Consider the following 25,120-nt stretch of genomic DNA (forward strand, 5'->3'; position numbering starts at 1 on the left):
CGGCAATGCAGGACGGTGAAGGTCGGGCCTATGGGCTGGCGGTCATGTCCGTCGCGAAGGAACCGTCGGCCTTTGCCATGCGCCGCAGGCGCCAGTACGCTTTGAGCAGGCGTCGAAGATCGGTCACCCCACGCGCATGGCGGACCAGGCCGCGCCAGGCGCGCAGGTCGAGCACCGATCGCGCCAGCCGCGCCCGTATCTGCGGATTGTCGATATCCTTGCGCAGCAGATCGACGAAACACAGGAGCTCGTGCAGCACGTGGCGGATGATCGAACGGCGTGTCCGCGCGCCGATATCCTGCCGCGCGGACAAGGTCAACAGCGACTCGATGATGCGGACGTAGCTTGCGCCACGCCATTGGCGCACCTGCGGCGAAGGCGACAGGGTGATCGACGCGGGGTTCCGACGATAGCCATAGACGGGTTCCGGCGCGAAGCCGATCCGCTTGGCCAGGATCGCGAGCTGGGTGGTCCAAAGAATGTCTTCGTGAAACATCGAGGGGTCGAACGCCAGCCAGTTCCTGGTGATGAGCGCGCGCTTTATCATCTGCAGGCATACGTAATGCGGCCACTCGCCGACCGCGACGCAGTGCGCGATCCAGTCCTGGCCCGTCATGATTCGATCGACCGGCTGCCGGGTCAGGACGGGGGGCCGGGGAGCGGGAGGCGGCGTTTCCGTGAACCGGTAGGCGTTCCCGATCAGCACGTCCAGGTCGTGCGAGACCGCCTGCCCGTGCCAGCGGGCGATCCCGGCGGCTGGCAGCAGATCGTCCGCATCGGCGAAGGCGACCCAGGTGCCCAGCGCGGCTTGCAGGCCCGCGTTGCGCGCGGCGCCGAGCCCGAGGTGGGGCTGCTTGATGATCCGAAGACGCGCGTCTTTGGCGCCATGGGCCTGCATGATCGCCATGCTGGCGTCGGACGAGCCGTCGTCCACCACGATCACTTCCATGCGCAGGGAGGCATCGCCCAACAGCGTGTCCAGTTGATCGGAGAGATACTGCTCGCAGTTGTATACGGGGACGATCAGACTGATCTGTGGCGCGGCGGGTTCGAGGTGGCGCATATTCGGTGAAACGTAGGATCGAGGATCCTCGCGCCTTGAACCACGAGTCTTGCCGTGGGTATTCGAGAAGGGAGCGGTTGCCCAACAGGCGCGGGAGGATCGGTAAGCTACGCCGGATTCGCAGGCCTTGGGGACAAGACCGGCGAATACAGGACCGATCCGTTTCTTTCGATGCTGCGACCCGATGGGGCGGGTCTCGCCATGGGTCGCGCAATGGCGGGCGCGGGTGCAGTCGGCGCTCAGCCATGCACGATGCCCGCAACAGGAAAGAGTGGCGGAAGGCAGCAGGAGTCGAACCTACCTGGGAACGTCTGACGCCCCCAACCGGGTTTGAAGCCCGGCCGTGCCACCGGACACGGATGCCTTCCAAAAAGACCCGCCTATGATACCGCCTGACCCGCCCCCAGATACGCACTATCGGTGCGCAGCAGATGCGCATCCCGCACTCGCCGCGTCAGCCCCGTCCGATCGAAGAACTCCAGGATCTGGATCGCCCGCTTGCGCCCCAACCCCGTCGCATCCCGGAACACCGCCGCGTTCAACCCTTCCGGCTTGCCCGCAAGCTCGACCGCCAGCGCCACCAGCTCCGCCACCCGCTCGCGGTGATAGAACAGATCCTTCACCACCTGTGCCACCTCGCCACGCCGCAGCAGCTTGCGCAGCACCTGCCGCACCCGCTCCTCCGGCTCGCCCAGCGCACGCGCCAGGTCGCGCACCCTGGGCGGATCGTAGGCGCCCGCCGCCAGCAGCGGCAGCAAACGTTGCGCCAGTTGCGCCTCGACTTCGGCCAGCGCCGCGGTGTGCCCCGGCAGATGCAGCCACGGCCCGTTGCGCAGCACCCGGCCCTGCTTCTGCAGATCGTCCAGCAGCCCCTGCCACAACGCTTCCGGCGCCGCCGGCAGCGCCATGCGCCGCAGGCGTGAACCGTCCGGCCCGGGCTCGTCAGGCGCGCCCTGGTGGAACGTCGCCAGCGCCTGCTCCACCCGCGCCCGCAGCGCCTCCCAGTGCGCGGCCAGGATCAGCGTGCGCGCGCCCTGCGGCGTGCGCGGCTCGATCCAGATCGCGCCATCGGGTGCCGCCAGATCGCGCACCGGCCTGCCCGCCAGGCGTTGCAGCGCCGTTTCGTCCAGGCCCAGCGCGGCCTGCGCCAGCAGCGGCTGCAATCCACCGCCCGCCAGCATGTCCGCCACGCCTTGCAGCCATTGCATCCGCGCCGGCGCGCGGCGCTTGCGGTCCGGCGCGTTCGGATCGAGCACCCGGCCGCCGCCGACCGTGCGCGTGGCCTGCGCGTTGCGCACGATGTAGCGGTCGCCCGGCATCGCGCACACCGCTTCGTCGAACACCAGTTGCACCCAGCCCGACTGGCCCGGCGCCAGCGCGTCGGCCGACAGCGGCACCACGTGCGCCACGTGGCGCGCCGCGCCGATGTGCACGTGCAGCGGCGTCCAGGCCCGCAACGGCGCCTCGGCCGACGGCAGCAGCGTCAGCGCCACATCGACGTGGCGCGACGGCAGGAAACAGCGCGCATCGGCGATCCAGTCGCCGCGCGTGATCGCGCTCTTGTCGATGCCCGCCAGGTTCAGGGCGCAGCGCTGTCCGGCCGCGCCGGTCTCGCTGGGCTGGTTCTGCGCATGGATGCCGCGCACCCGCACCCGCGTGCCGGCCGGCATCAGGCGCAGGTCGGCGTCGTCATCGCCAGCGCGGGCGCGGCCGCCGTGCGCCGTGCCCGTCACCACCGTGCCGTGGCCGGCCAGCGTGAAGACGCGGTCCACCGCCAGCCGGAACAGGCCGGCGCCGTCGCGCGCGCCCAGCGCCTGCGCGGCCTCGTCCAGATATTGCTTGAGGCGCGCCACGCCCTCATCGCCCGGTCGCGCCGCGCAGACGTCGAACACCGGCGCATCCTGCAGGAAGGTGTCGGCCGCCAGCGCCGCGATCTCGGCGCGCACCGCGGCCAGCCGGGCCGCGTCGGCGCGGTCCGCCTTGGTCAGTGCCACCGCCCCGCGCGCCACGCCCAGCAGCGCCAGGATGGCCAGGTGCTCGCGCGTCTGCGGCATGACGCCGTCATCGGCGGCCACCACCAGCAGGCCGAAGTCGATGCCGCTGGCGCCCGCCGCCATGGTGTGCACCAGCTTCTCGTGGCCCGGCACGTCGATGAAGCCCAGCACGTCGCCATTGGGCAGGGGCGTGTAGGCATAGCCCAGCTCGATCGAAATGCCGCGCGCCTTCTCTTCCTTGAGACGGTCGGTGTCGACCCCCGTCAGCGCCCGCACCAGCGTGGTCTTGCCATGGTCGATATGGCCGGCGGTGCCGACGATCATGCCGACGGCTCCGTGGCGGACGCCGCGAGGCTGGCGAGCTGGTCGGCGAAGGCGGCCTCGTCGCGCGCCTCCAGGCAGCGCAGGTCGAGCCACAGCGCGTCATCGGCGATGCGGCCGATCACCGGCACCGGCAGGTTGCGCAAGCGCGTCTCCAGGCGGTCCAGATGGCGTCCGGGGCGGCCCTTGCCGCGATAGCGCAGCGCCAGCCCATGGCTGGGCAGCTGGTCCACCGGCAGGGCGCCGCTGCCGATCTGGCTGAACATCGGCACCGCCTCGACCTCGTAGTCCGCGCCCGCCGCGTGCGCCAGCACGCCGCGCAGCCGCTCGGCCAACGGCTGGATCTCGCGCTGCGGCCGGGTCAACAGGCGCAGCGTGGTCAGGCGCTGCGCCAGGAATTCCGGCGCGCGGTACAGCTGCAGCACCGGTTCCAGGGCCGCCAGCGTCAGCTTGCCCACGCGCAGGGCGCGCTTGAGCGGATTCTTCTTGATCTTGCGGATCAGGTCGGCGCGCCCCACCAGCAGGCCGGCCTGCGGGCCGCCCAGCAGCTTGTCGCCGCTGAAGGTGACCAGGTCGGCGCCGGCGGCGATGGTCTCGCGCACCGTGTCCTCGCGCGGCAGGCCGAACTGGGTCAGGTCCACCAGCGTGCCGCTGCCCAGGTCCACCGTGGCCGGCAGGCCGCGCGCATGCGCCAGCGCCGCCACCTCGGCCACGCCGACGCTCTTGGTGAAGCCGGTGACGGCGTAGTTGCTGCAATGCACCTTCATCAGCATCGCGGTGCGCGGGCCGATGGCGTTCTCGTAGTCGGTGGCGTGGGTGCGGTTGGTGGTGCCGACCTCGACCAGCTTGGCGCCGGCGCGCTTCATGATGTCCGGGATGCGGAAGGCGCCGCCGATCTCGACCAGCTCGCCGCGCGACACCACCACCTCGCGGCGGTCGGCCAGCGCGTTCAGCATCAGCAGCACGGCGGCCGCGTTGTTGTTGACCACGGTGGCGGCCTCGGCCCCGGTCAGTTCGCACAGCAGGTCGTCGATCAGGTCGTCGCGGTCGCCGCGGCCGCCGCTGTCCAGGTCGAATTCCAGGTTGGCCGGCGTGGTCAGCGCGCGCAGCACCGAAGCCACCGCCTCGTCGGGCAGCAGGGCGCGGCCCAGGTTGGTGTGCAGCACGGTGCCGGTCAGGTTGTAGACGGCGCGCAGGCGCGGCGCGGCGGCGCGCGCCAGGGCGCTGCCGACGGCCGCGGCCACCGCAGCCTCGGCCAGCTCGGCGCGCGGTAGCTCGCCCGCCAAGGCGCGTTGCCGCAGCCCGTCCAGGTGCTGGCGCAGCGCCGCCACCACTTGCGTGCGGCCATGCGTATCGAGCGCCGCGGCCAGCGCCGGCGCGTTCAGCAGCCGGTCGAGCGCGGGGATGTCGGCGGCGGCGGCGAACCCGGTCATGGTTATTCCTCCTCGGCGCCGTGCCACAGCAGCGGATTGCCGCTGGCGCGCGAATAGCCGGCCTCGCCCACCAGCACGTCCAGCATCAGGCTGGCGAGGTCGTCGGCCACCGGCTCCACGTGCAGGTCCTTGTCCTGGTAGAAGATCTTGCGGTAGGTGTGGCAGCGGTCGCAGGTCTCGGCCTTGATGGCGGGCGCACGGCCCTCGATGGCCTGGTAGGCCACGGATTCGACGTCCTCGCAGTGCGAGCACTTGACCCGCACCATGTGCCATTGGGTCGCGCACAGGCTGCAGCACAGGTAGCGGTAGCCTTCGAACTGGCCGCCCACCCGCACCACGCTGGCCACCGGCAGGCTGGCGCAGACCGGGCAGACGCCGAACGGCGAGGCCACCGGCAATTGCTTTTCGTCGAAGCGGCTGGCCAGGTCGGTCCAGTAGACCTGCAGCGCGGCCATTACGAACGGCGCGGCGGCGCCGTCGACGCCGCGATGCTGTTCCGACAGCACGGCCTCGGCCAGGTCCTCGAGCGATTCGGTGTCTTCATCGAGCGCGCGGCGCAGCGCCGCGCACACTTCCAGCGCCTCGGCCGGCAGGTCCTGGCCGCCGGCGACCTCGTCGACCAATTGGCGCAGGATGTCGCGCCACAGCGGGTCGCGCGGCCAGCCCACCGCCTGCAGCGGCGGCATGCCGTGGGCCTGCGCCAGGGCGATGCGGTCTTCCGAGGCGGGCGGCGCGTTGCAGCCGCGCAAGGCGTTCTGCTGGGCGTCGACCAGCCGCGCCATCAGCAGCAGGTAGTCGGCCACCGGGCTGTCCACGGCCAGTTGCCGCAGGCGCGCCGCGCGCGTCGCGAAAACCGACTCGCGCGCCGGCAGCTGGATGCGGGGAATGGTGTTGTGATCGAGCGCCTCGATCTCGCCACGCGGAAGAATTCGCTGCAATTGCGTCTCCAGATAAACAAACACGGCTGCCGCCCCGCAAAGGGGAGGCAGCCGTGCGGTGGGATCGGGCGGAGCCGGCCCGGCCAGGCCGCCACCGCAGGGTGGCGCCCGCCGGGCGGGACCCGCCTATTTCGTCGTGGACTGCTTGCCGATTTGTTCCCGGAACCAGGCGCGGTGGTGCTTCCACGCCCAGCCCGCGGTCACGTAGCCGCGCAGCATCGCCGTGAGCGAGCCCTTGACCCAGATCGCCGCATAAATATGCACAATGATCGCGCAAATCAGCACCAATGCACAAACGGCATGCAGCACCGAGGCGGCGCGCACCACCCAGATCGGGAAGTAGAAGGCGAAGAACTCGCGCCAGATCACGATGCCGCTGGCGAACAGCCCCAGCATGCACAGGATCAGCACGTAGAACAGCAGCTTCTGGCCGGCGTTGTACTTGCCGACCTCGGGCAGCTTTTCCTCGCGGTTCTCGACCACGTCGTTGAGCTGGCGCAGCCACTGACGGTCGGCCTTCGTCATCATGTTGTGGCGCCACATGTGGCCGGCGAACACCACGAAGCAGAAGAACATCACCAGCCCGATGAACGGGTGCAGGATGCGGGTCCAGGGACCGCCGCCGAACAGGTTGGTGAGCCAGAACATCGACGGGTGGAACAGCGCCAGCCCGGACAGCGCCAGCAGGATGAAGGTGAAGGCGATGATCCAGTGGTTGGTGCGCTCGCCGGGCGAGTAGCGCTTGATCCGGCGGTGATGGCGATCGTCACTCATGGCGGATCTCCTCTTCGGCACGGCGTTCGTCTTCCTCGTCGACCTCGTTGCGGCCGACGCGGGCGTAGTGGAAGAAGCCGGCCAGCGCCGTCAGCGCCATGGCGGCCACGCCCAGCGGCTTGGCGATGCCCTTCCACAGCGACACCATCGGGCTGATCTGCGGATCCTTCGGCAGCCCGTGGTACAGCCCGGGCTGGTCGGCGTGATGCAGCACGTACATCACGTGCGTGCCGCCCACGCCTTGCGGGTCATACAGGCCGGCCTGCTCGAAGCCGCGCGACTTCAGGTCCTCGATGCGTTCGGCGGCGTGCTGCTTCATGTCGTCCTTGGTGCCGAACACGATGGCGCCGGTGGGACAGGCCTTGACGCAGGCCGGCTCCTGGCCGACGGCCACGCGGTCGGAACACAGGGTGCACTTGTACGCCTTGTGGTCCTTCTTGGAGATGCGCGGCACGTTGAACGGACAGCCGGTGATGCAGTAGCCGCAACCGATGCAGTTCTCTTCGTGGAAGTCGACGATGCCGTTGTTGTACTGGATGATGGCGCCCGGCGACGGACAGGCCTTCAGGCAGCCCGGGTCCTCGCAATGCATGCAGCCGTCCTTGCGGATCAGCCACTCCAGGTCGCCCTGCGGGTTCTCGTATTCCGAGAAGCGCATGACGGTCCAGGAATGCTCGGTCAGGTCGGCCGGGTTGTCGTAGACGCCGACGTTGGTGCCGATCTCGTCGCGCAGGTCGTTCCACTCCATGCACGCGCTCTGGCAGGCCTTGCAGCCGATGCACTTGGAGACGTCGATCAGCTTGGCCACGGACCCGGTGATGGGTTCGCGGATGCCGGGCGGCGGCGTGGTGGTGGCCGAGCGCCGTTTGATGTCCAGGGATTGCATTGACATGAGCGCTCTCCTAAATCTTCTCGACCTGCACCAGGAACGACTTGAATTCCGGTGTCTGGGAATTGCCGTCGCCCACGAATGGCGTGAGGGTGTTGGTCAGGAAGCCGGGCTTGGCCAGGCCCACGAAGCCCCAGTGGATCGGGATGCCGACGTGGTAGACGGTCTTGCCCTCGATGGTCAGCGGCCGCAGGCGCTTGGTGACCAGCGCCACCGCCTTGATGTAGCCGCGGTTGGACGACACCTTGACGCGCGAACCGTTGGCGATGCCCAGTTCCTTGGCCATGACCTCGCTGATCTCGACGAACTGCTCGGGTTGCAGGATCGCGTTGATGCGGACGTTCTTGGTCCAGTAGTGGAAGTGCTCGGTCAGGCGGTAGGTGGTGGCCACGTAGGGGAACTTGTCCACCGTGCCCATCGCCGCCAGGTCGTCCTTGAACACGCGCGCCGCCGGGTTGCTCGTGACACCCTTGGCCTTCGGATACAGCGGGTTGTAGCCCAGCGGCGTCTCGAACGGCTCGTAGTGTTCCGGGAACGGCCCTTCGGCCATGCCGGCGCGCGCGAAGAAGCGCGCCACGCCCTCGGGGTTCATGATGAACGGCCCCATGCCGCCATCCGGATTCTCATCGCCCTTGAAGTCGGGAATGTCGGCGCCGACCCAGGCCTTGCCGTTCCACGAGATCAGGTTGCGGCGCGGGTCGAACGGCTTGCCCGAGACGTCGCAGGAGGCGCGGTTGTACAGGATGCGGCGGTTGGCCGGCCAGGCCCAGGCCCAGTTCAGGGTCTGGCCGATGCCGGTCGGGTCGCTGTTGTCGCGGCGCGCCATCAGGTTGCCGGCCGGGCTCCAGGCGCCGGCGAAGATCCAGCAGCCGCTGGCCGTGGAACCGTCGTCGCGCAGCTCGGCAAAGCCGGCCAGCTGCTCGCCGCCCTTGCGCGTGACCTTGGTGGGGTCCTTGGGATCGACCAGGTCGACCAGCGCCTTGCCCGAGTATTCCTTGGCCAGCTCTTCCGCGGTCGGGCTTTGCGGATTGGAATACGGCCAGGACAGGTTGACGATGGGGTCGGGGTACTTGCCGCCCTCTTCCTGGTACATCTTGCGCAGGCGCGTGAAGATCAGCGACATGATCTCGATGTCGCTCTTGGCCTCGCCCGGAGGCTCGGCGCCCTTCCAGTGCCATTGCAGCCAGCGCCCGGAGTTCACCAGCGCGCCGTCTTCCTCGGCGAAACAGGTGGTGGGCAGGCGGAACACCTCGGTCTGGATCTGCTTGGGATCGACGTCATTGGCCTCGCCGGCATTGCGCCAGAATTCCGAGGTCTCGGTGACCAGCGGATCCATGATGACCAGGAACTTGAGCTTGGCGAAACCGGCGTTCAGCTTGGCCTTGTTGGGCGCGGCCGCCAGCGGGTTGAAGCCCTGCGCCAGGTAGCCGTTCATCTTGCCCTGGCTCATCAGCTCGTAGACCTGCAGCATGTCGTAGAGCTTGTCGAGCTTGGGCAGGTAGTCGAACGCCCAGTTGTTCTCGGCGGTCGCGGCCTTGCCCCACCAGGCCTTCATCAGGCTCACGTGGAACTTGCTGTAGTTCTGCCAGTAGCTGAGCTGGTTGGGCCGCAGCGGCTTGAGCGCGCGCGTGGCGATGTACTTGCCGTAGTCCTGCTCGGGCTCGTTGGGCAGCGTCATGTAGCCGGGCAGCAGGTTCGACATCAGGCCCAGGTCGGTCAGGCCCTGGATGTTCGAGTGCCCTCGCAGCGCGTTCATGCCGCCGCCGGCGATGCCGATGTTGCCCAGCAGCAGCTGCACCATGGCGCCGGTGCGGATGATCTGCGAGCCGATCGAGTGCTGCGTCCAGCCCAGCGCGTACAGGATGGTGGCGGCGCGATTGGTGGTGGCGGTGGACGCCAGCATCTCGCAGACCTTCAGGAACTTGTCGCGCGGCGTGCCGCAGACGCGTTCGACCATCTCTTCGGTGTAGCGCGAGTAGTGCTTCTTGAGCAGCTGGTAGACCGAACGCGGATGCTCCAGCGTCGGGTCGGTCTTGACGAAGCCGTCATCGCCGCGCTCGTAGTCCCAACTGGCCTTGTCGTAGGTCCGCTTCTCGGCGTTGTAGCCGGAGTACAGGCCCGCGTCGAACGTGAAGTCCTCGCGCACGATGTAGGAAAAGTCGGTGTAGTTGCGCACGTACTCGTGCTGGATCTTGTCGTGATCCAACAGGTACTTGATGACGCCACCCAGGAAGATGATGTCGGTGCCGGTGCGTATGGGCGCGTAGAAGTCCGCCACGGATGCCGAGCGCGTGAAGCGCGGATCCACGACGATCAGCTTCGCCTTGTTATGGGCTTTCGCTTCCGTGACCCATTTGAACCCGCACGGGTGGGCCTCGGCGGCATTGCCGCCCATGATCAGTACTACGTCCGCGTTCTTGATGTCGACCCAATGGTTCGTCATCGCTCCACGGCCAAACGTCGGGGCAAGACCTGCCACCGTCGGGCCATGTCAGACACGGGCTTGATTGTCGAACGCCAGCATCCCCATGCTGCGCACGGTCTTGTGCGTGATGTAGCCCACCTCGTTGCTGCTTGCCGAGGCGGCCAGCATGCCGGTGGTCAGCCACCGGTTGACCGTCTTGCCGTCTTCGGTCTTTTCGACGAAGTTGGCGTCGCGGTCGGCCTTCATGAGCTTGGTGATGCGCGTCAGGGCGTCGTCCCACGACATCCGCTCCCACTTGTCCGAACCGGGCGCCCGGTATTCCGGGTACTTCAGGCGGTTGGGGCTGTGGATGAAGTCGATCAGGGCCGCGCCCTTGGGACAGAGCGTACCGCGGTTGACGGGGTGGTCGGGGTCGCCTTCGATGTGCATGATGCTGGCGCGGGCATTCTTGGCGCCATCGCCAAGGCCATACATCAGCAGACCACAGGCGACCGAACAGTAGGGACAGGTGTTGCGCGTTTCCGTCATGCGCGCAAGCTTGTACTGGCGCACTTCGGCCATGGCCGTGCCGGGGGCTACCCCCAGCAATGCCAGGCTCGAGCCAGCCAGCGTGGTACCGGTCACCTTGAAGAACTGGCGGCGGTTCATGTTGACCATGAAGCACTCCTCTCCGGGTGAATAGGGGGAAGCCGCGGGCCGATCCGGGGAAAAGCCCTACGAATTCCAAGGATATGCAAGCAAGTATAGGCGCAGCGTGAACGAGTTTCCATGCCTTGCGTCCCCCGAGCGCGAAATCAGGCAATGAGAACGATTTACGGCCAGGATCGGGCTTTTTCGCGGATTTTGGATGATCGCGAGACTGCTACCATTGCCGGCGGCGGGCTCCGGCCCGCTTTTCCGCCCGTCCCGCATGCCCGTTGGAGCGCCGATGCGCCGTCTTGCCCCCCTGGCCCTGTCCCTGTCGCTGGCCGCCCCGAGCCTGGCGCCGGCCCCCGCCACCGCCGCGCCGGCGCCGAGTCCGGCCGCCGCCGCCACCGAGTCCGCCCGCGAAGCGGCGATGGAAGGCTATCTGTACTTCTATCCGCTGCTGACCCTGGACCTGACCCGGCGCCAGTTCACGCACCCCGCGCAGGGCGCCGACGGCGCGCCCGCCAACACCTTCCAGCACACGCGCACCCTGCCCCGCCCCGGCGCGGCCGCGCCCTGGGCCAACCCCGACATGCTGCGCAGCGCCGCCTGGCTCGACCTGACGGCCGGCCCCGTGGTGCTGTCGACGCCCGACAGCCATGGCCGCCTGTACACCCTGACCCTGCTGGACATGTGGAACGACGCCTTCGCCACGCTGGGCAAGCGCAGCACCGGTACCGCGCGCGGCAACACCGCGATCGTGCCGCCGGGCTGGAGCGGCACGCTGCCCTCCGGCATGCCGCGCATCGACGCGCCCACCGCCTACGTCTGGGCCCGCGCCCTTATCCAGGCCGACGGCCCGGCCGAGTACGGCGCGGTCAACGCGCTGCAGGACGGCTTCACGCTGACGCCGCTGGCGCAGTGGAACCTGCCGCCGCAATCGCAGCGGATCAAGGCCGACCCGTCCCTGGATCTGAAGATCCCGGTGCGCGAGCAGGTCGACGCGATGCCAACCGAGGCCTTTTTCGTCCGCGCCGCCGAGCTGCTGCGCCGCAACCCGCCGCACGCCACCGACCAGCCGGTGCTGGCCAAGCTGCGCCGGGTCGGGCTGATCCCCGGCCGGCCGTTCGACTTCGACAAGCTCGACAACCCGGTCAAGCAGGGCCTGCGCCGCGGCCTGCGCGAGGCGCGCGAACGCATGGAAGCCGCCGCCGGCGCCACCCTCAAGAGCGTCAACGGCTGGCAGCTGGAGACGGCCAGCCTGGGCGTCTACGGCAACGCCTACCTGCGCCGCGCGCTGGCCACCCAGGCGCAGCCCGGCTCGGGCTTGCCCGAGGACCTGACCGCGTTGCTGCTGGCGGCCGACAGCCAGGGCCGGCCGCTGGATGGCGCGCACCGCTACGTGCTGCATTTCGACAGTGGCCAGTTGCCGCCGGCCAGCGCGCTGTGGTCGCTGGCGGCCTACGACGGCCAGGGCCTGCCGATGGCCAATCCGCTGGACCGCTACGCCCTGGGCGACCGCGATCCGCTGCAGTACAACGCCGACGGCTCGCTCGACCTGGTGATCAGCCACGCCGCCCCCGAGCCGGGCGCCCAGGCCAACTGGCTGCCGCTGGCGGCCACCGGCCCGGTCTACGTGCTGCTGCGCGCCTACGGCCCCGGCCCGGCGCTGCTGGACGGGTTGTGGACGCCGCCGCCCGCGGTGCGCGACGAACCGGCGCCCGAACCCGAGGCGCAACCCGAGCCGGCCGCGGCCGCCGCGGCGCCCGTCGCCACGCCGCCGCCCGCGGCCGCGAAGAAACCCTGACAAACCTGGCGGCAGACGGCGATATGACAGGGTTTCGCCACTACCATAGGCGTTTTATCGCCGAGTAGAACGCCCGCCATGGACGACGCCTTTAGCCACCAACTGTCGATGACCATCCTGATGACGCCCGATATGGCGAATTTCTCAGGCAATGTGCACGGCGGAACCATCCTCAAATACCTGGACCAGGTCGCCTACGCCTGTGCCAGCCGCTACGCCGGCCAGTACGTGGTGACGCTGTCGGTCGACCAGGTCGTGTTCCGCGAGCCGATCCACGTGGGCGAGCTGGTGACCTTCCTGGCGGCGGTGAACTACACCGGCCGCACCTCGATGGAAATCGGCATCAAGGTCGTCACCGAGGACATCCGCAAGAAGCTGGTGCGCCACACCAACAGCTGTTATTTCACGATGGTGGCGGTGGACGACAACGGCGCCCCCACCGCGGTGCCGCCGCTGGCGCCGCGCAACCTCGAGGAAAAGCAGCGCTTCGAGGCCGCCCGCCTGCGCCGCGAACTGCGCCAGGAAATGGAACGGCGCCACGACGAGATCAAGCGCGAAACCACGAATGAGGGGTGAGCCCCCACGCCGCGCGCGCTTCGCGCGCTAGCTGCCCCCCGAGGGGGCTGCCCGCCCTTGGGGCGGCCCGGCGGACGGGCGGGTATTCTTGCGACGAGCTGCGTCCAGGTAACAGTGAGCAGACATGAAAAAAAACCGGGCTTGAGTGCCCGGTTCTTTTTGGCGACAGCGTCACGCGCCTTCGGCCGCGCCTGGCGGGCGCGACGGCGGCGCCGTCACGGAGGGCTCGCGGTCGCGGCCGACCATGCGCTTGAGGCCCAGCCACTGCTGCGACCAGAAGCCCCGGCCGTAGTCGCGGCCGCCCAGTTCCGGCTGCTGGTCATGGATGCCGGTGGGGCCGTAGCCGACGCCGAAGCGCGCCGAGCGGAACAGCACGTCCCAGATCGGGAACAGCGCGGCGAAGTTGTAGCCGCCGGCCGGCCCCGGCGTCGAGGCGTCGTAGGCGATGGAATGGTGATGGCGGTGAAAGCGCGGGCTGACCAGCAGGCGTTCGCCGATGGCGCCGAAGTGCATGCGCAGGTTGGCGTGCGAGAAGCTCTGCGCCAGCTGGGTGATGGCCACGATCGCCACGAACTGCGCGGGCGGCACGCCCACCAGTTGCGACACGAACACCACCACCACGTCGCGCAGCATGTCGTCCAGCAGGTGGTTGCGGTCATCGCTCCAGACGGTCATCTGGCGCTGGCTGTGGTGCACCGCGTGCAGCGCCCAGAGCCACGCGAAACGGTGCTGGGCGCGGTGGTACAGGTAGTCCACCAGGTCGAACAGCAGCAGGTAGATGATCAGGCTGACCCAGGCCTGGTCGGTCACGCCGGGCCAGTACTGGTCGAGCTGGAACGGCGCGAAGCCCCAGATGTGCAGCTGCCCGAAGATGCCGTCCCAGAACGGGTCGATGGTGAAGAACAGCGCCAGGCGGAACACGCCCAGGCGGTGGATCAACGTGTAGATCACGTCGATGCCGATCTGGCGGCGGTCGGTGACCGGCTCGACCGGGCGCAGGCGCTGCAGCGGGCCGAACACCAGCAACAGCAACGCCACCTGCAACAGGCCGACCAGCAGCCACATGGTGGCGTCGTAGCCGTCCTCGATGAAGTTGCTCAGGCCCAGGTGGAACAGCGCGGGCTGCACCAGGGTTTCGAACAGCCATTGCTGGCAGTTCCCGAACCATTGACTAAGCGTATCCATGATCAGTGATGCGTGGCGATCCAGTCGCGGTAAGCGGGATGCGTATCCAAAGTAGCAAAACAATAGCCCTTGCGCTGCAGGCCTTCAATCAGCGGCTCGAGCACGGCGGGGGCCCAGGGGTCCTGGCGCGACCAGATGCCCAGGTGCGCCAGCAGGATGTCGCCGGGCTTGATGGTGCGCAGCGCCTGCTCCAGCAGCTTGGCGTTGGGGTACTTGTCGCTGGGCAGTTCGTCGCCCAGGAAACCGGCCGGCGCCCAGCCCACGTGCTCGAAGCCGCAGGCCTTGGCGGCGCGCAGCAGGGCCGGCGAGGTCTTGCCGCCCGGCGCGCGGTACAGCGGCAGCATCTTTTTGCCGGTCATCTGCGTGAAGCGGGTGGCGGAACGCTTGATCTCGGCACAGTACTGCTCGGCCGTCCAGGTCTCGCGCTTGCCCGTGTCGGGGCCGGCGCTGGGCTTGACGCGGAACTTGCCGTCCGGCAGGTCGCCCTGCCAGTAGACGTGGTCGTAGGTGTGCGAGCCGAACACGTGGCCCTCGGCGGCGCGCGCCTTCCACCACGGCGCCCACTGGTCGTCCAGGCTGCTGCCGTCGGTCAGGGTGCGCTCGTTGGCCAGGAAGAACGTGACCTTGACGTGGTGGCGCGCCAGCACGTCGGCGATCAGCGGCGCCACGCCCATGTGGCCGGTGTCGAAGGTCAGGTAGACCGGCTTGTCACAGGACGCCGGGGCCGCCGTGGCGGCCTGCGCCGCCAGCGCCAGGCAGACGGCGGCGGCCAGCCGTTTAGCGGGTCGGCGCATGGTTCAGCGTCCAGACGCCGTGCGGCGACTTGCCGACGGTCACCTGCTTGACGACCTTCTTCTGCTCCAGGTCCACCACGGTGAGCTTGCGGGCCCAGCGCGAGGTGACCAGCAGGGTCTTGCCGTCGGCCAGCACGTCCATACAGTCGGGGCCGCCCGGCACCGGGAAGGTGTCGACCACGGCCAGCGTCTGCAGGTCGATGCGGCTGATGGAGTTGGCGGTGCGGTTGCTGACGAACAGGTGGCGCTGGTCGCCCTGGGCGCGGAAGGCGTGCGCGCCAGCGGCGGTCTTGATGCGCGAGATCAGCTTGGCCGGGCCCTTGCTGACGTCATAGGCCTCGACGTAGGAATCGCCGGTCAGCGCCACCAGCAGCGTCTTCTGGTCGGGCGTGAGGAACACGTCGGCCGGGGTCTTGCCGACCGAGACGGTCCATTTGGGCGTCTGCGTGGCCAGGTCGATGGCGATGAGCTGGTCGCTGTCCTGCAGCGTGACGTACGCCGTGGTGCTCTTGGCGTCGATCATGATGTGGCTGGGCGTCTTGCCCGCCGGGATGCGCTTGACCAGTTTCAGGTCGAAGCCCTTTTCCAGCGGCTTCCAGGCGTAGATGTCGATGTGGTCCAGGCGGTTGGCGGCCGTGACGAACCACTTCATGTCCGGCGAGAACTGCAGCTGGTAGGGGTCGACGATGCCGGTCAGGGTGCGCTGCACCTCACCGGTCTTGGGGTCCATCAGCGTGATCGAGTCGCCGGTGGCGTTGGCCACCATCAGCGACTTCTTGTCAGGCGTGAGATACAGGTGGTGCGGTTCCTTGCCCGTCGGGACGCGCCGCAGTTCCGTATAGGTGGCAGGGTCGACGATGCTGACGTTGGCGTCCAGGGAGTTCAGGACGAAGATCGGGGCCGACGCCGCGGCGGCGCTGAGCGCCATCCCTGCGCCAAGAATGGCGCAGCGGACAAAATGCAAGGGATTCAATTTCCAGGTCCGACAAAAGGGGATCGGGCGCCGATCCCAGTGCTCGCCATTTTGGCATAGCCAACTGTCAAAAAACCGTAAGCCGGCGCCCGCCGGGCAAACCGCCGCGCGGTTTGCGGCACCGCTACAACGCTTGCCCGGCGGCGCCGGAAACAATCGGAAAAATCATTTGGCGCCAATGGGTTGCGCGGGAATGCTGGTCCAGGTTCCGAACGACACATCGGTGCCCTGCAGCGTGGCCGCGCGGCGCCCGGTGGCCGGCCCCAGATCGGCCTCGCGCAGTTCGCCGCGCGCGTCGATGACGAAGCTGCCGATGCCGGTGTGGCCATAGCGGGCCGGCCAGGCCAGGATCCAGTAGCCGTCGCCGCCGCGCGCCGGCAGCACCTTGTAACGGTAGCCGTAATAGGCGTCCGCCACCGGCACGTCCGGCCCCATCGCCAGCGCGTCCGGCCCGTAGGCCTGCGCCGGGTAGCCGGGCAGTTCGGGCCAGTACAACCCGTCCAGCGTGCCGGGCCGGCTCACCAGCCGGTCGGCGTAGCGGCCCTGGCCCACCCCGTCGCGGTAGCGGATCTGGGCCGCATGCAGTTCGCGCAGGGTGTCGATGGCGTTGAGCTCGTTGCGCCCGATGGCGCGGCGCGCGATCTCCGCCTTGCCGGCGGCCGGGTCGAACCGCCAGCCCTGCGCCACGCGCACGATCGGCACCGGCAGGGTCCAGCCGGAATCGCCCACGCTCAGCCAGGCGCGGCGTTCGCCGTCGGCCAGCACCTCGTGCCTGCGAGCCCAGGCGGCCAGGAAGCGATAGACGTCATCCTGCCCGACCCCGCCCGGCACGATCTGGCGGTGATCCGGCCCCAGCACCTTGGCCAGGGCCACGGGGTCGCTGGTGGCCAGCGCCTCGCCGAAGGCGTCGGCCGCGGCCCCAGGCGTGGGATAGACGCTTTGCGCCGCGGCGGGCGCGGCCAGCAGCGCCAGCGCCAGCCACAGGGCGTGACCCATCCGGCGCGGCCAGCGGCCGCGGGCACGGACGAGCGCATTCATCATCGAGACTCCGCTGATCATGGTGCCTACCTCCGTCCGCCGAAATGTCCGCCGCCACCGCCGATATGGCCGCCGCCGCCACCTCCGCCATGCCAGCCTCCGCCCCCGCCGCGCGGCGTGATCCCGGCCCCGCCGCCGCGTTGCGCCTGTTGCCGCATGCGTTCGCCATTGCCGGCGTCGCGCAGGGCGCTGCCGCCGTTGTTGGCGCGCGAGCGGTCACGCGCGGCGGCCGCATCGCTGCGCTGGCGCTGCGCGGCCGCCTGGCGATCCTGCGCCGAGGCGTGGCCCGGGCCCTGGGCCCGCGTCCCCGCCCCGCCCTGCCCCAGGTTGCCGCCGCGCGGTCCGCCGTGCCCCTCGATGGACTGGCCGGTGCGGCCCTGGAATGATTGCGCCGCGCGGTCGCGGGCCGCGTCGCGCGACCCGGGCGCCGGCGTGGACCGTCCGCCGGGTTGCCCCTGCGCGCGGTTTTGCAGCCCGGCCTGGCGCTGGCCGTCGAACTTCTGGCGGCTGGCCGGATCGCCATAGGGCGCGTTGCCGCGGTTGGCGGGGTTGTGCTGCCAGGCGACGTTGTTGCCGTTGATGTTGGCCGCGTTGATGCGCTGGTTCACGTTGATGTTGTTGTAGCGGTTGACGTTGATGTTCACGTCGTTGTGGCCCCAGTCGAAGCCGCCCCACAGGGAATCGACCGCGGCCACGCCCAGGCCGAAGCCGATGCCGGCCACCAGCGAGGTGGCGAACACCGAACCGGGCGGCGGCGGGTAGTAGGCGGGGGGATACGCGGGATAGGGCCACGCGCCGTAGACCACGGTGGGGTTGTAGCTGGGCACGTAGATCACCTGCGGATCGGCCGGTTCGATCACCACCACGCTCTTGCCGCCGGTGTCGGTCGAGGTGACCTTCTGCTGTGGCGTGCTCTTGAGATTGCCGGCCTGCCTGGCCTGCGCCCGCAGCCGCTGCACCGAGTCCATGACCGCGTCGGGCTGCGCCAGGAAGGCGTCGCCCACCGATTTCACCCAGGCGGGCTGGCGCCCCATCATGTCCATGACCGACGGAAACGCCACCAGGGACTTGACGCTGGGATCCCAGGATTCGCTTTCGACCGCCTTGACGGCGGCGTCGCCCGACTGGCCGGCATGCGCGGCCGACCATTGCGCCGCGGCGGCGATGTCGTCGGGATAGGTGGCCCCCATGAGGACCTGGGATAGGAGGGAGTCCGGGTACAGCGCCACCGGCGCCAGCAGCTGGTCCAGCTGCCCCTTGTCCAGCCGGGTCTGGGCCGTGGCGGGCAGGCAGGCCGCCAACCCGAGGCACAGACAGCCGAATAACCACGCTTGCAGTCGACGCATTTCCTGTTCTCCGTGATCGCAACGCAAAAGCCACAAACCTGGAGTGAACCGCCGGATACCGCGCAGACAAATATAAACCGAAACCGGCGCCGGACAAGCGCCGATTTCGGCGGCGGGCGCCTACAGCTTGGCGACCGAGACCTCGGTGGCCTTGACGAAGGCCAGCACCTCGGTGCCCACCTGCAGGTCCAGTTCCTTGACCGAACGGGTGGTGATGACGGACGTGACGATGCCGGCGGGCGTGTCCACGTCGACCTCCGAGACCACCGGGCCCAGGATGATTTCCTTGATCTTGCCGCGGAACTGGTTGCGGGCGTTGATGGATTGAATGCTCATGGTCCTGCTCCTGAAAAATGGAAGGATTTCCGTTGGATCCCGCTCGCGCCGGGGTGGCGCTTGCCAGGAAAACCGCACCCGTGGCCGCGCCCTAGACGGCGAGCCGCAGGTGCCGTATCTGTATGACCGGCGCCAGGGGCCTGTCCCCCGCCGCCGGCGCTTCCTGCTTCATCACCACCCGCAGCACCCGCGCCTCCAGCGCCGCGAAGGCGGCCGACCCGCGCGCGCGCGGCCGCGCCAGTTCGACGCGCTCGTCCAGCACCACGCGGCCCTCGTCGATCACCAGGATGCGGTCGGCCAGCGCCACCGCCTCGCCGACGTCGTGCGTCACCAGCACCGCGGTGAAGCCGTCGCGGCGCCAGATGTCCTCGATCAGCTGCTGCATGCCGATGCGGGTGAGCGCGTCCAGCGCGCCCAGCGGTTCGTCCAGCAGCAGCAGGCCCGGCCGATGCACCAGCGCGCGCGCCAGCGCCACCCGCTGGCGCTGGCCGCCGGACAGCTGCGCCGGCCAATCACCGCCGCGGTCGCCCAGCCCCACCTGGCGCAGCACCGCCGCCGCCTGCGCCCGGGCCTGCCCGGGCAGGCCCAGCGCCACGTTCTGCAGCACGCTCTTCCACGGCAGCAGGCGCGCGTCCTGGAACATCATCCGCACCCGGCTGTCGGCCGACCATTGCGGAAAGTTGTCGAACAGCACCGGCGAACGCGCCGGCACGCCGCCCTGCGCCGCGCTGGGCGTCTCCAGCCCGGCCAGCAGCCGCAGCAGCGTGCTCTTGCCGCAGCCGCTCTGCCCCACCACGGCCACGAACTCGCCGGGCGCGAACTCCAGGTCCAGCCCCTTGAGCACCAGGCGCTCGCCATAGCGCTTGGACAACTGGCGCAGGGTCACGCGCAGCGCGGGGCTGGCCGGGGCGCCCTCGTCCGGCCCCGGGTCGGGCTCGACCCGCCCCGGCACGTCCAGGTGCTGCAGCAGCTCGTACTCACTGGGGTGGATGAACATGGTCCGGCCCTCCTGGCGCGTCGCCCTCAGCGGGCCGCCGCCAGCTTCTGCTGGTAGTCGGTCTTGACGAAGCCGGCGAACGATTTCTCGGTCACCGCCAGGAACTCGGGCGAGGCATAGGCCGCGGCGATGTCCTTGACGAAGGGCTTGTCCAGGTCGGCCGTGCGCACCGCCACCAGGTTCTGGTAGGTGGGCGTGGTCTTCTCCAGCGCCAGCGCCTCGGTCAGCTTCAGGCCCGAGGCCAGCGCGAAGTTGCCGTTCACGAACGAGTAGTCGGTGTCCTCCAGCGAACGCGGCAGCTGCGCGGCCTCCAGCGGGATCAGCTTGATCTTCTTGACGTTCACGGCCACGTCCTTCTCCGACACCTGCAGCGGGTCGTAGCCTTCGCGCAGCTTGATCCAGCCCAGCTCCTGCAGCACCACCAGCGCGCGCGCCTGGTTGGTGGGATCGTTGGGCACCGCCACGCTCACGCCCTCGGGCGCGGCGTCCACGCTCTTGTACTTGCGGCTGTAGATGGCGATGGGCGCGGTCGGCACCTTGACCAGCTCCGACAGTTCCAGCTTGTTCTTGGCGGCGAAGTTCTTCAGGTAGACGATATGCTGGAACGCGTTGGCGTCCAGCGCGCCCTGCGCCAGCGCGAAGTTCGGCTGCACGTAGTCGTTGAACTCGACGATGCGCACGGTATAGCCCTGCTTCTCCAGGATCGGCTTGATGCCGAGCTTGATCTGGTCGCTGTAGGGGCCGGCGGTGGCGCCGAAGACGATTTCCTTCTTGGCCGGATCGGCCGCCTGCGCGCCGCCGGACAGCGACAGGACGGCGGCGGCCAGCGCCAGGCTCAGGAGATTGCGTTTGACGGACATGGGGTTCCTCTCGGGATCAGCGTTTGTCGATGCGTCGCGCGACGGTATTGCCGGCGAACTGGATGATCTGCACCAGCACCACGAGCAGCGCCACGGTCAGCACCATCACGTCGGTCTGGAAGCGGTAATAGCCATAGCGGATGGCCAGGTCGCCGATGCCGCCGCCGCCCACCACGCCGGCCACCGCGGAATACGACAGGAAGCTCACCGCCAGCACGGTCAGGGCCAGCACCAGCCCGGAGCGCGCCTCCACCAGCAGCACCCGGCGCACGATCTGCAATTCCGAGGCGCCGGCGGCATGGGCGGCCTCGATCACGCCGCGCGGAACTTCGCGCAGGCATTGCTCGACCAGCCGGGCGAAATACGGGATCGCCGCGAACGACAGCGGCACCGCCGCCGCCACCGGCCCGATCGAGGTGCCGGCGATCACCCGCGTGAACGGCACCAGCGCCACCAGCAGGATGATGAAGGGGAACGAGCGCACGGTATTGACCGTCCAGCTCAGCAGCCGGTGCGCCAGCGGACGGTCCAGCGACTGGCCGGGGCCGGTCAGGAACACCAGCACGCCGAGCGGCCCGCCCAGCAGGATCGACGCGGCCAGCGCGATGCCCAGCATCAGGAAGGTCTGGCCGACCGCCACGCCCAGCTCGGGCAGCAATTGCACAAAGGTATCGAGCATCAGGCGACCTCTTCGTAGGGATGGGTGGCCTCGCGGATCAGCTCGCGGCCGAGCGCCGAGGTCAGGTGCACGCCGGCGCCGGAGATCTCGGCCTGCTCCAGCACCTGGCCGTTCTCCATCACCGCCACGTGGCGGCACAATGCGCGCACCACGGCCAGCTCATGCGTGACGATGACGATGGTCACGCCCAGGCGCTTGTTGATGTCGCGCAGCACGCTCAGCACCGAGCGCGTGGTCTCGGGGTCGAGCGCCGAGGTCGGCTCGTCGCACAGCAGCACGGCGGGTTCGCTGGCCAGCGCGCGGGCGATCGCCACGCGCTGCTTCTGGCCGCCGGACAATTGCGCCGGATGGCTGGCGGTCTTGTCGGTCAGGCCGACGATTTCCAGGCATTCGCGCACCCGCGCCGCGATCTGCTCGCGGCCGCGGCCGCCGTGCACGCGCAGCGGAAACGCCACGTTCTCGAACACGGTCTCGTTCTGCAGCAGGTTGAACTGCTGGAAGATCATGCCGATGTTCTGGCGCGCGGCGCGCAGCGCGGGCTTGCCGAGCGCGGTCAGTTCGGTGCCGCCGACGCGCACCGTGCCCGCGTCGGGCCGTTCGAGCAGGTTGATCAGGCGCAGCAGGGTCGACTTGCCGGCGCCGCTCTTGCCGATGATGCCGAAGGTGTCGCCGGCGCGGATCGACAGCGACACGTCGCGCACCGCGTCGAAACGGCCGGCGCGGGTGGCGAACGACTTGCTCACCGCGTCCAGCCGGATCAGCGGCTGCGGCAGCGAGGCCAGGTCGGGAAGGGAGGAAAGATCGGTCATCGGTGAATCGAGGTGAAGGTCATGCGCATCAGGAATACGCGGTGGGTTCGGGAATCTGGTCCAGCAACGCATAGCGGCCCAGGTCGCGGATCTTGTAGGCCACGGGGTCGTGCAGCGTGTGCACGCGCGCGTTGCGCCAATAGCGGTCGTAGCCGTAGCGCGCCGCGGTGGACGACGCGCCGGTGACATCGAACAGGCCATCGCCCACCTCCAGCGCGGCGCGGTGCGCCAGCACCTTGGCCTGGGCGCCGGCCACCGCCACCTCGCCGCGCTCGTCGGCGGTCAGCGACGGGCCGCGCGCCAGCGCCGCGTCGAGCCGCAGGCCGGCCACGTCGGCCAGCGCCTGCGCCGCCTGCACCCGCAGCCAGAACTCGCCGAAGCGCTCCTGCACATAGGGATCGTCGGCATGGCGCTGCACGCCGGACGCGAACCACGGCCGCGCGTCGTCGCGCACGTAGCGGCGCGCTTCGCGGAAGGCGCCGCGGGCGATGCCGAGGTACAGGTTGGTCATGATCAGCTGCGCCACCTGCGAGCGCAGCGTGGCGCGCGGCGTGGGCTCGACGCCAGGCGCCTGCAGCACCTGCACCGGCTCCAGCCGTACGTGGTCGAAACGCACCGTGCCGCTGTCGGTCTGGCGCTGGCCGAACGCGTCCCAGTCGGGGTTGACGGTGATGCCCTCGGCGCGCGTCGGCAGCGCCGCGATCAGCGCGCTGTCCGAGGCCTTGTGCCACGCGGAAAAGGTCAGCAGGTCGGAGCCGACCGAGCCGGAACTGAAGCTCTTGACGCCATCGATGCGGTAGCCGTCCAGCTCGGCCCGCGCCACCACCCGGCGGTCGAGCGGATTGAGCGCATTGCCCCAGAACAGGTTGCGCTCCACCGTGGGCCGCAGGAAGTAGTCGTGCTGCGCCGGCGTGCCATAGAGCAGCACGCCGGCCACTTGCAGGTGGTGGAAGCCGAACACGTGCGCCAGCGCGCTGTCGGCCTCGGCCAGCGTGCGCACCGCCGCCAGCACCGTGGACCAGCTGGCGCCCGTGCCGCCGTGCTGGGTCGGCACCGACAGGCGCAGCAGGCCGCTGGCGCGGATCCGTTCGCGTTCGGCGGCGGCGTGGCCGCCCTGGCGATCGCGCTCGACGGCGGTGGCGGCCAGTTGGTCGGCCAACGCCTGGACGGCGCGCGGGATGTCGTCGGCCACGCGCGCCGGCGCGGCGCCGGCGGCGGGCGCGCGAGCGGTATCGGGGTCGGTCTGGATCTTGGCCATGGAATCTCGTCGTGGAAAAGGCGGGTCAGGCCGGCCGGTAGGCCGGGTTCCAGCGCAGCAGGCGGCGCTCCAGCAACCGCGCCAGGGTGTCGGCGGCCTTGCCCAGCAGCGCGTACAGCAGGATGCCCAGCAGCACCACGTCGGTCTGCAGGAATTCGCGCGCGTTCATGGTCATGTAGCCGATGCCCGATTGCGCCGAGATCGTCTCGGTCACGATCAGGATCACCCACACCAGCCCCAGCGCGAAGCGCAGGCCCACCAGGATCGACGGCAGCGCGCCCGGCAGGATCACGTCGCGATACAGCCGCCAGCCCGTCAGGCCGTACGAGCGGCCCATCTCGATCAGCGCCGGATCGACCGAGCGGATGCCGTGGAACGTATTCAAGTAGACCGGGAAGAACACGCCCAGCGACAACAGCGCCAGCTTGGCGGTCTCCTCGATGCCGAACCACAGGATGATCAGCGGGATCAGCGCCAGCACCGGAATGTTGCGGATCATCTGCAAGGTGGTGTCCAGCAGGGTCTCGGCGGTGCGCGAGGAACCGTTGAGCAGGCCCAGCGCCAGGCCCAGCCCCCCGCCCAGCAGCAGGCCCCACAGCGCCCGCAGCGCGCTGACGCGCACGTGCTGCCAGAGCTCGCCCGACACCGCCAGCGACCAGCCCGAGGCCGCCACCGCCGACGGCGCCGGCAGGATGCGCGACGACAGCCAGCCGGCCTGCGCAGACAACTGCCAGAGGCCGAGGATCAGGGCGGGGACCAGCCAGGGCGCCAGCGCCGCGCGCCAGCCGCCGGGCTTGCGGGCGTCGGCCATCAGCTGGCCGCTTCCTTGGGCACCAGTTCGGTGGCCATGACTTCGCCGAACGGCCCGGTCAGCACGGTGTTGCCGACCTGCTTGCCGCCCTTGCCGGGCAGCAGCGGGAACACCAGCTCGGCAAAGCGGTACGACTCTTCCAGGTGCGGATAGCCGGAGAAGATGAAGGTCTCGATGCCCAGGTCGGCGTATTCCTGGATACGCGCGGCCACGGTCTCGGGGTCGCCCACCAGTGCCGTGCCCGCGCCGCCGCGCACCAGGCCGACGCCGGCCCACAGGTTGGGCGAGATCTCCAGGTGCTTGCGGCCGCCGTGCTCGTCATTGAGCTTGCCGCCGTGCAAGGCCGCCATGCGGCGCTGGCCTTCGGAATCCATTTTCGAGAACGCCGTCTGCGCGGCGCGCACCGCGTCTTCGCTCAGGTGGCTGATGAGGGCGTCGGCGGCGGCCCAGGCGGCGGCCTCGGTCTCGCGCACGATGACGTGCAGGCGGATGCCGAAGCGCACGGTGCGGCCATGCCGCGCCGCGCGCGCCTTGATGTCGGCGATCTTGCGCGCCACGGCCTCGGGCGGCTCGCCCCAGGTCAGGTACACGTCGAGCTGCTCGGCGGCCAGTTCGTGCGCCGCTTCCGACGAGCCGCCGAAGTACAGCGGCGGATAGGGCTTCTGCACCGGCGGATAGATCACCTTGCCGCCCTTGGACACCAGCTGCTCGCCTTCGAAGCTGTAGCCCTCGGCCTCGTGGCTGTTTTCCAGGATGCCGCGCCAGATGCGCAGGTAATCGGCGGTGATGGCGTAGCGCTCGTCATGGCTGACGAAGACGCCGTCGCCCTCCAGCTCGCCGGGGTCGCCGCCGGTCACCACATTGACCAGCAGCCGCCCTTCGGACAGGCGGTCGAAGGTGGCGGCCATGCGCGCCGAGAACTGCGGCGAGCTGACGCCGGGGCGGATCGCCACCAGGAACTTGAGCCGGCGCGTGGCGCCGATCAGGCTGGACGCCACCACCCACGCATCCTCGCAGGAACGCCCGGTGGGCAGCAGCACGCCGTCGTAGCCGAGCGTGTCGGCGGCCACCGCCACCTGGCGGAAGTAGTCGTAGCCGGCCGCGCGCGCGCCGCGGCTGGTGCCGAGGTAGCGCGAATCGCCGTGGGTGGGGATGAACCAGAAGACGTCCATGGAATGCCTGCCCTT

The 25,120-nt window shown here is 69.4% G+C and carries 22 protein-coding genes and 1 tRNA gene; 2 read left to right on the plus strand and 21 right to left on the minus strand.

Going from position 1 to position 25,120, the window contains the following annotated elements; translation table 11 throughout:
• Positions 1 to 28: 28 nt before the first annotated feature.
• The 8 genes from AC1HFW_RS19015 to fdnG form a co-directional block, all read right to left on the minus strand.
• A complete protein-coding gene (locus AC1HFW_RS19015) occupies positions 29 to 1,063 on the minus strand; it encodes a glycosyltransferase (protein WP_479284889.1) in 1,035 nt (344 codons plus the stop codon).
• Between the two features lie 272 nt (positions 1,064 to 1,335).
• Positions 1,336 to 1,431 (minus strand) — tRNA-Sec (locus AC1HFW_RS19020).
• 12 nt (positions 1,432 to 1,443) lie between these two features.
• Positions 1,444 to 3,381, minus strand: a complete 1,938-nt coding sequence (gene selB / locus AC1HFW_RS19025; RefSeq protein WP_479284893.1) for a selenocysteine-specific translation elongation factor — start codon at positions 3,379 to 3,381, stop codon at positions 1,444 to 1,446.
• A complete protein-coding gene (selA, locus tag AC1HFW_RS19030) occupies positions 3,378 to 4,811 on the minus strand; it encodes an L-seryl-tRNA(Sec) selenium transferase (protein WP_479284895.1) in 1,434 nt (477 codons plus the stop codon). Before selA ends, selB begins: the two co-directional genes overlap by 4 nt.
• 2 nt (positions 4,812 to 4,813) lie before the next feature.
• Positions 4,814 to 5,749: a formate dehydrogenase accessory protein FdhE gene (fdhE, locus tag AC1HFW_RS19035; protein WP_238891796.1), complete on the minus strand. Its 936-nt coding sequence runs from the start codon at positions 5,747 to 5,749 to the stop codon at positions 4,814 to 4,816.
• Between the two features lie 126 nt (positions 5,750 to 5,875).
• Entirely contained in the window at positions 5,876 to 6,523 is a 648-nt protein-coding gene (locus AC1HFW_RS19040) for a formate dehydrogenase subunit gamma (protein ID WP_006392487.1), read from the minus strand.
• Positions 6,516 to 7,415: a formate dehydrogenase subunit beta gene (gene fdxH, locus AC1HFW_RS19045; RefSeq protein WP_035359897.1), complete on the minus strand. Its 900-nt coding sequence runs from the start codon at positions 7,413 to 7,415 to the stop codon at positions 6,516 to 6,518. Before fdxH ends, AC1HFW_RS19040 begins: the two co-directional genes overlap by 8 nt.
• 10 nt (positions 7,416 to 7,425) lie before the next feature.
• A complete protein-coding gene (gene fdnG, locus AC1HFW_RS19050; protein ID WP_479284899.1) occupies positions 7,426 to 10,494 on the minus strand; it encodes a formate dehydrogenase-N subunit alpha in 3,069 nt (1,022 codons plus the stop codon).
• Between the two features lie 271 nt (positions 10,495 to 10,765).
• Here fdnG and AC1HFW_RS19055 point away from each other — a divergent pair, with 271 nt between their 5' ends.
• Positions 10,766 to 12,271, plus strand: a complete 1,506-nt coding sequence (locus AC1HFW_RS19055) for a DUF1254 domain-containing protein (protein WP_479284901.1) — start codon at positions 10,766 to 10,768, stop codon at positions 12,269 to 12,271.
• Between the two features lie 78 nt (positions 12,272 to 12,349).
• Positions 12,350 to 12,847 carry an acyl-CoA thioesterase gene (locus AC1HFW_RS19060; protein ID WP_006392482.1) on the plus strand — a complete coding sequence of 166 codons (498 nt, stop codon included), beginning with the start codon at positions 12,350 to 12,352 and terminating at the stop codon, positions 12,845 to 12,847.
• A gap of 171 nt (positions 12,848 to 13,018) precedes the next feature.
• Here AC1HFW_RS19060 and AC1HFW_RS19065 read toward each other — a convergent pair whose 3' ends face one another.
• The 13 genes from AC1HFW_RS19065 to ssuD form a co-directional block, all read right to left on the minus strand.
• Positions 13,019 to 14,032 carry a sterol desaturase family protein gene (locus AC1HFW_RS19065; RefSeq protein ID WP_061072658.1) on the minus strand — a complete coding sequence of 338 codons (1,014 nt, stop codon included), beginning with the start codon at positions 14,030 to 14,032 and terminating at the stop codon, positions 13,019 to 13,021.
• Between the two features lie 2 nt (positions 14,033 to 14,034).
• Positions 14,035 to 14,826 carry a polysaccharide deacetylase family protein gene (locus tag AC1HFW_RS19070; RefSeq protein WP_006392480.1) on the minus strand — a complete coding sequence of 264 codons (792 nt, stop codon included), beginning with the start codon at positions 14,824 to 14,826 and terminating at the stop codon, positions 14,035 to 14,037.
• Positions 14,810 to 15,754 carry a YVTN family beta-propeller repeat protein gene (locus AC1HFW_RS19075; RefSeq protein ID WP_006392479.1) on the minus strand — a complete coding sequence of 315 codons (945 nt, stop codon included), beginning with the start codon at positions 15,752 to 15,754 and terminating at the stop codon, positions 14,810 to 14,812. Before AC1HFW_RS19075 ends, AC1HFW_RS19070 begins: the two co-directional genes overlap by 17 nt.
• A gap of 210 nt (positions 15,755 to 15,964) precedes the next feature.
• Positions 15,965 to 16,858 (minus strand): DUF2950 family protein, encoded by an 894-nt coding sequence (locus AC1HFW_RS19080; RefSeq protein WP_479284904.1) that lies wholly within the window; start codon positions 16,856 to 16,858, stop codon positions 15,965 to 15,967.
• A 5-nt stretch (positions 16,859 to 16,863) separates the two neighbouring features.
• Positions 16,864 to 18,183 (minus strand): DUF3300 domain-containing protein, encoded by a 1,320-nt coding sequence (locus AC1HFW_RS19085; RefSeq protein WP_479284906.1) that lies wholly within the window; start codon positions 18,181 to 18,183, stop codon positions 16,864 to 16,866.
• Between the two features lie 120 nt (positions 18,184 to 18,303).
• Positions 18,304 to 18,519: a TOBE domain-containing protein gene (locus AC1HFW_RS19090; RefSeq protein WP_006227327.1), complete on the minus strand. Its 216-nt coding sequence runs from the start codon at positions 18,517 to 18,519 to the stop codon at positions 18,304 to 18,306.
• 91 nt (positions 18,520 to 18,610) lie between these two features.
• Entirely contained in the window at positions 18,611 to 19,516 is a 906-nt protein-coding gene (locus tag AC1HFW_RS19095; RefSeq protein ID WP_479284908.1) for an ATP-binding cassette domain-containing protein, read from the minus strand.
• Between the two features lie 26 nt (positions 19,517 to 19,542).
• The gene (locus AC1HFW_RS19100; protein WP_006392475.1) at positions 19,543 to 20,376 is read right to left on the minus strand and encodes a MetQ/NlpA family ABC transporter substrate-binding protein; all 834 of its coding nucleotides are present in this window, start codon (positions 20,374 to 20,376) and stop codon (positions 19,543 to 19,545) included.
• Positions 20,377 to 20,392: 16 nt separating this feature from the next.
• Positions 20,393 to 21,055 (minus strand): methionine ABC transporter permease, encoded by a 663-nt coding sequence (locus AC1HFW_RS19105; RefSeq protein WP_006387310.1) that lies wholly within the window; start codon positions 21,053 to 21,055, stop codon positions 20,393 to 20,395.
• Complete coding sequence (locus tag AC1HFW_RS19110) at positions 21,055 to 21,864, minus strand: methionine ABC transporter ATP-binding protein (protein WP_006392474.1); 810 nt, start codon at positions 21,862 to 21,864, stop codon at positions 21,055 to 21,057. The genes AC1HFW_RS19105 and AC1HFW_RS19110 overlap by 1 nt, the downstream gene beginning before the upstream one ends.
• A gap of 28 nt (positions 21,865 to 21,892) precedes the next feature.
• Positions 21,893 to 23,122, minus strand: a complete 1,230-nt coding sequence (locus AC1HFW_RS19115) for an acyl-CoA dehydrogenase family protein (RefSeq protein ID WP_479284911.1) — start codon at positions 23,120 to 23,122, stop codon at positions 21,893 to 21,895.
• A 25-nt stretch (positions 23,123 to 23,147) separates the two neighbouring features.
• The gene (ssuC, locus tag AC1HFW_RS19120; RefSeq protein WP_479284913.1) at positions 23,148 to 23,933 is read right to left on the minus strand and encodes an aliphatic sulfonate ABC transporter permease SsuC; all 786 of its coding nucleotides are present in this window, start codon (positions 23,931 to 23,933) and stop codon (positions 23,148 to 23,150) included.
• The gene (gene ssuD / locus AC1HFW_RS19125) at positions 23,933 to 25,105 is read right to left on the minus strand and encodes an FMNH2-dependent alkanesulfonate monooxygenase (protein WP_054490989.1); all 1,173 of its coding nucleotides are present in this window, start codon (positions 25,103 to 25,105) and stop codon (positions 23,933 to 23,935) included. Before ssuD ends, ssuC begins: the two co-directional genes overlap by 1 nt.
• Between the last annotated feature and the right edge of the window lie 15 nt (positions 25,106 to 25,120).

Source organism: Achromobacter sp. ISS7 (genome assembly GCF_056523125.1).

Coding starts and splice junctions, on each gene's coding strand:
- AC1HFW_RS19015 (WP_479284889.1), bottom strand. CDS start 1,063: ATGCGCCACCTCGAACCCGCCGCGCCACAGATCAGTCTGATCGTCCCC.
- selB (WP_479284893.1), bottom strand. CDS start 3,381: ATGATCGTCGGCACCGCCGGCCATATCGACCATGGCAAGACCACGCTG.
- selA (WP_479284895.1), bottom strand. CDS start 4,811: ATGACCGGGTTCGCCGCCGCCGCCGACATCCCCGCGCTCGACCGGCTG.
- AC1HFW_RS19040 (WP_006392487.1), bottom strand. CDS start 6,523: ATGAGTGACGATCGCCATCACCGCCGGATCAAGCGCTACTCGCCCGGC.
- fdxH (WP_035359897.1), bottom strand. CDS start 7,415: ATGTCAATGCAATCCCTGGACATCAAACGGCGCTCGGCCACCACCACG.
- AC1HFW_RS19055 (WP_479284901.1), top strand. CDS start 10,766: ATGCGCCGTCTTGCCCCCCTGGCCCTGTCCCTGTCGCTGGCCGCCCCG.
- AC1HFW_RS19060 (WP_006392482.1), top strand. CDS start 12,350: ATGGACGACGCCTTTAGCCACCAACTGTCGATGACCATCCTGATGACG.
- AC1HFW_RS19065 (WP_061072658.1), bottom strand. CDS start 14,032: ATGGATACGCTTAGTCAATGGTTCGGGAACTGCCAGCAATGGCTGTTC.
- AC1HFW_RS19070 (WP_006392480.1), bottom strand. CDS start 14,826: ATGCGCCGACCCGCTAAACGGCTGGCCGCCGCCGTCTGCCTGGCGCTG.
- AC1HFW_RS19075 (WP_006392479.1), bottom strand. CDS start 15,754: ATGGCGCTCAGCGCCGCCGCGGCGTCGGCCCCGATCTTCGTCCTGAAC.
- AC1HFW_RS19080 (WP_479284904.1), bottom strand. CDS start 16,858: ATGATCAGCGGAGTCTCGATGATGAATGCGCTCGTCCGTGCCCGCGGC.
- AC1HFW_RS19085 (WP_479284906.1), bottom strand. CDS start 18,183: ATGCGTCGACTGCAAGCGTGGTTATTCGGCTGTCTGTGCCTCGGGTTG.
- AC1HFW_RS19090 (WP_006227327.1), bottom strand. CDS start 18,519: ATGAGCATTCAATCCATCAACGCCCGCAACCAGTTCCGCGGCAAGATC.
- AC1HFW_RS19095 (WP_479284908.1), bottom strand. CDS start 19,516: ATGTTCATCCACCCCAGTGAGTACGAGCTGCTGCAGCACCTGGACGTG.
- AC1HFW_RS19100 (WP_006392475.1), bottom strand. CDS start 20,376: ATGTCCGTCAAACGCAATCTCCTGAGCCTGGCGCTGGCCGCCGCCGTC.
- AC1HFW_RS19105 (WP_006387310.1), bottom strand. CDS start 21,055: ATGCTCGATACCTTTGTGCAATTGCTGCCCGAGCTGGGCGTGGCGGTC.
- AC1HFW_RS19110 (WP_006392474.1), bottom strand. CDS start 21,864: ATGACCGATCTTTCCTCCCTTCCCGACCTGGCCTCGCTGCCGCAGCCG.
- AC1HFW_RS19115 (WP_479284911.1), bottom strand. CDS start 23,122: ATGGCCAAGATCCAGACCGACCCCGATACCGCTCGCGCGCCCGCCGCC.
- ssuC (WP_479284913.1), bottom strand. CDS start 23,933: ATGGCCGACGCCCGCAAGCCCGGCGGCTGGCGCGCGGCGCTGGCGCCC.
- ssuD (WP_054490989.1), bottom strand. CDS start 25,105: ATGGACGTCTTCTGGTTCATCCCCACCCACGGCGATTCGCGCTACCTC.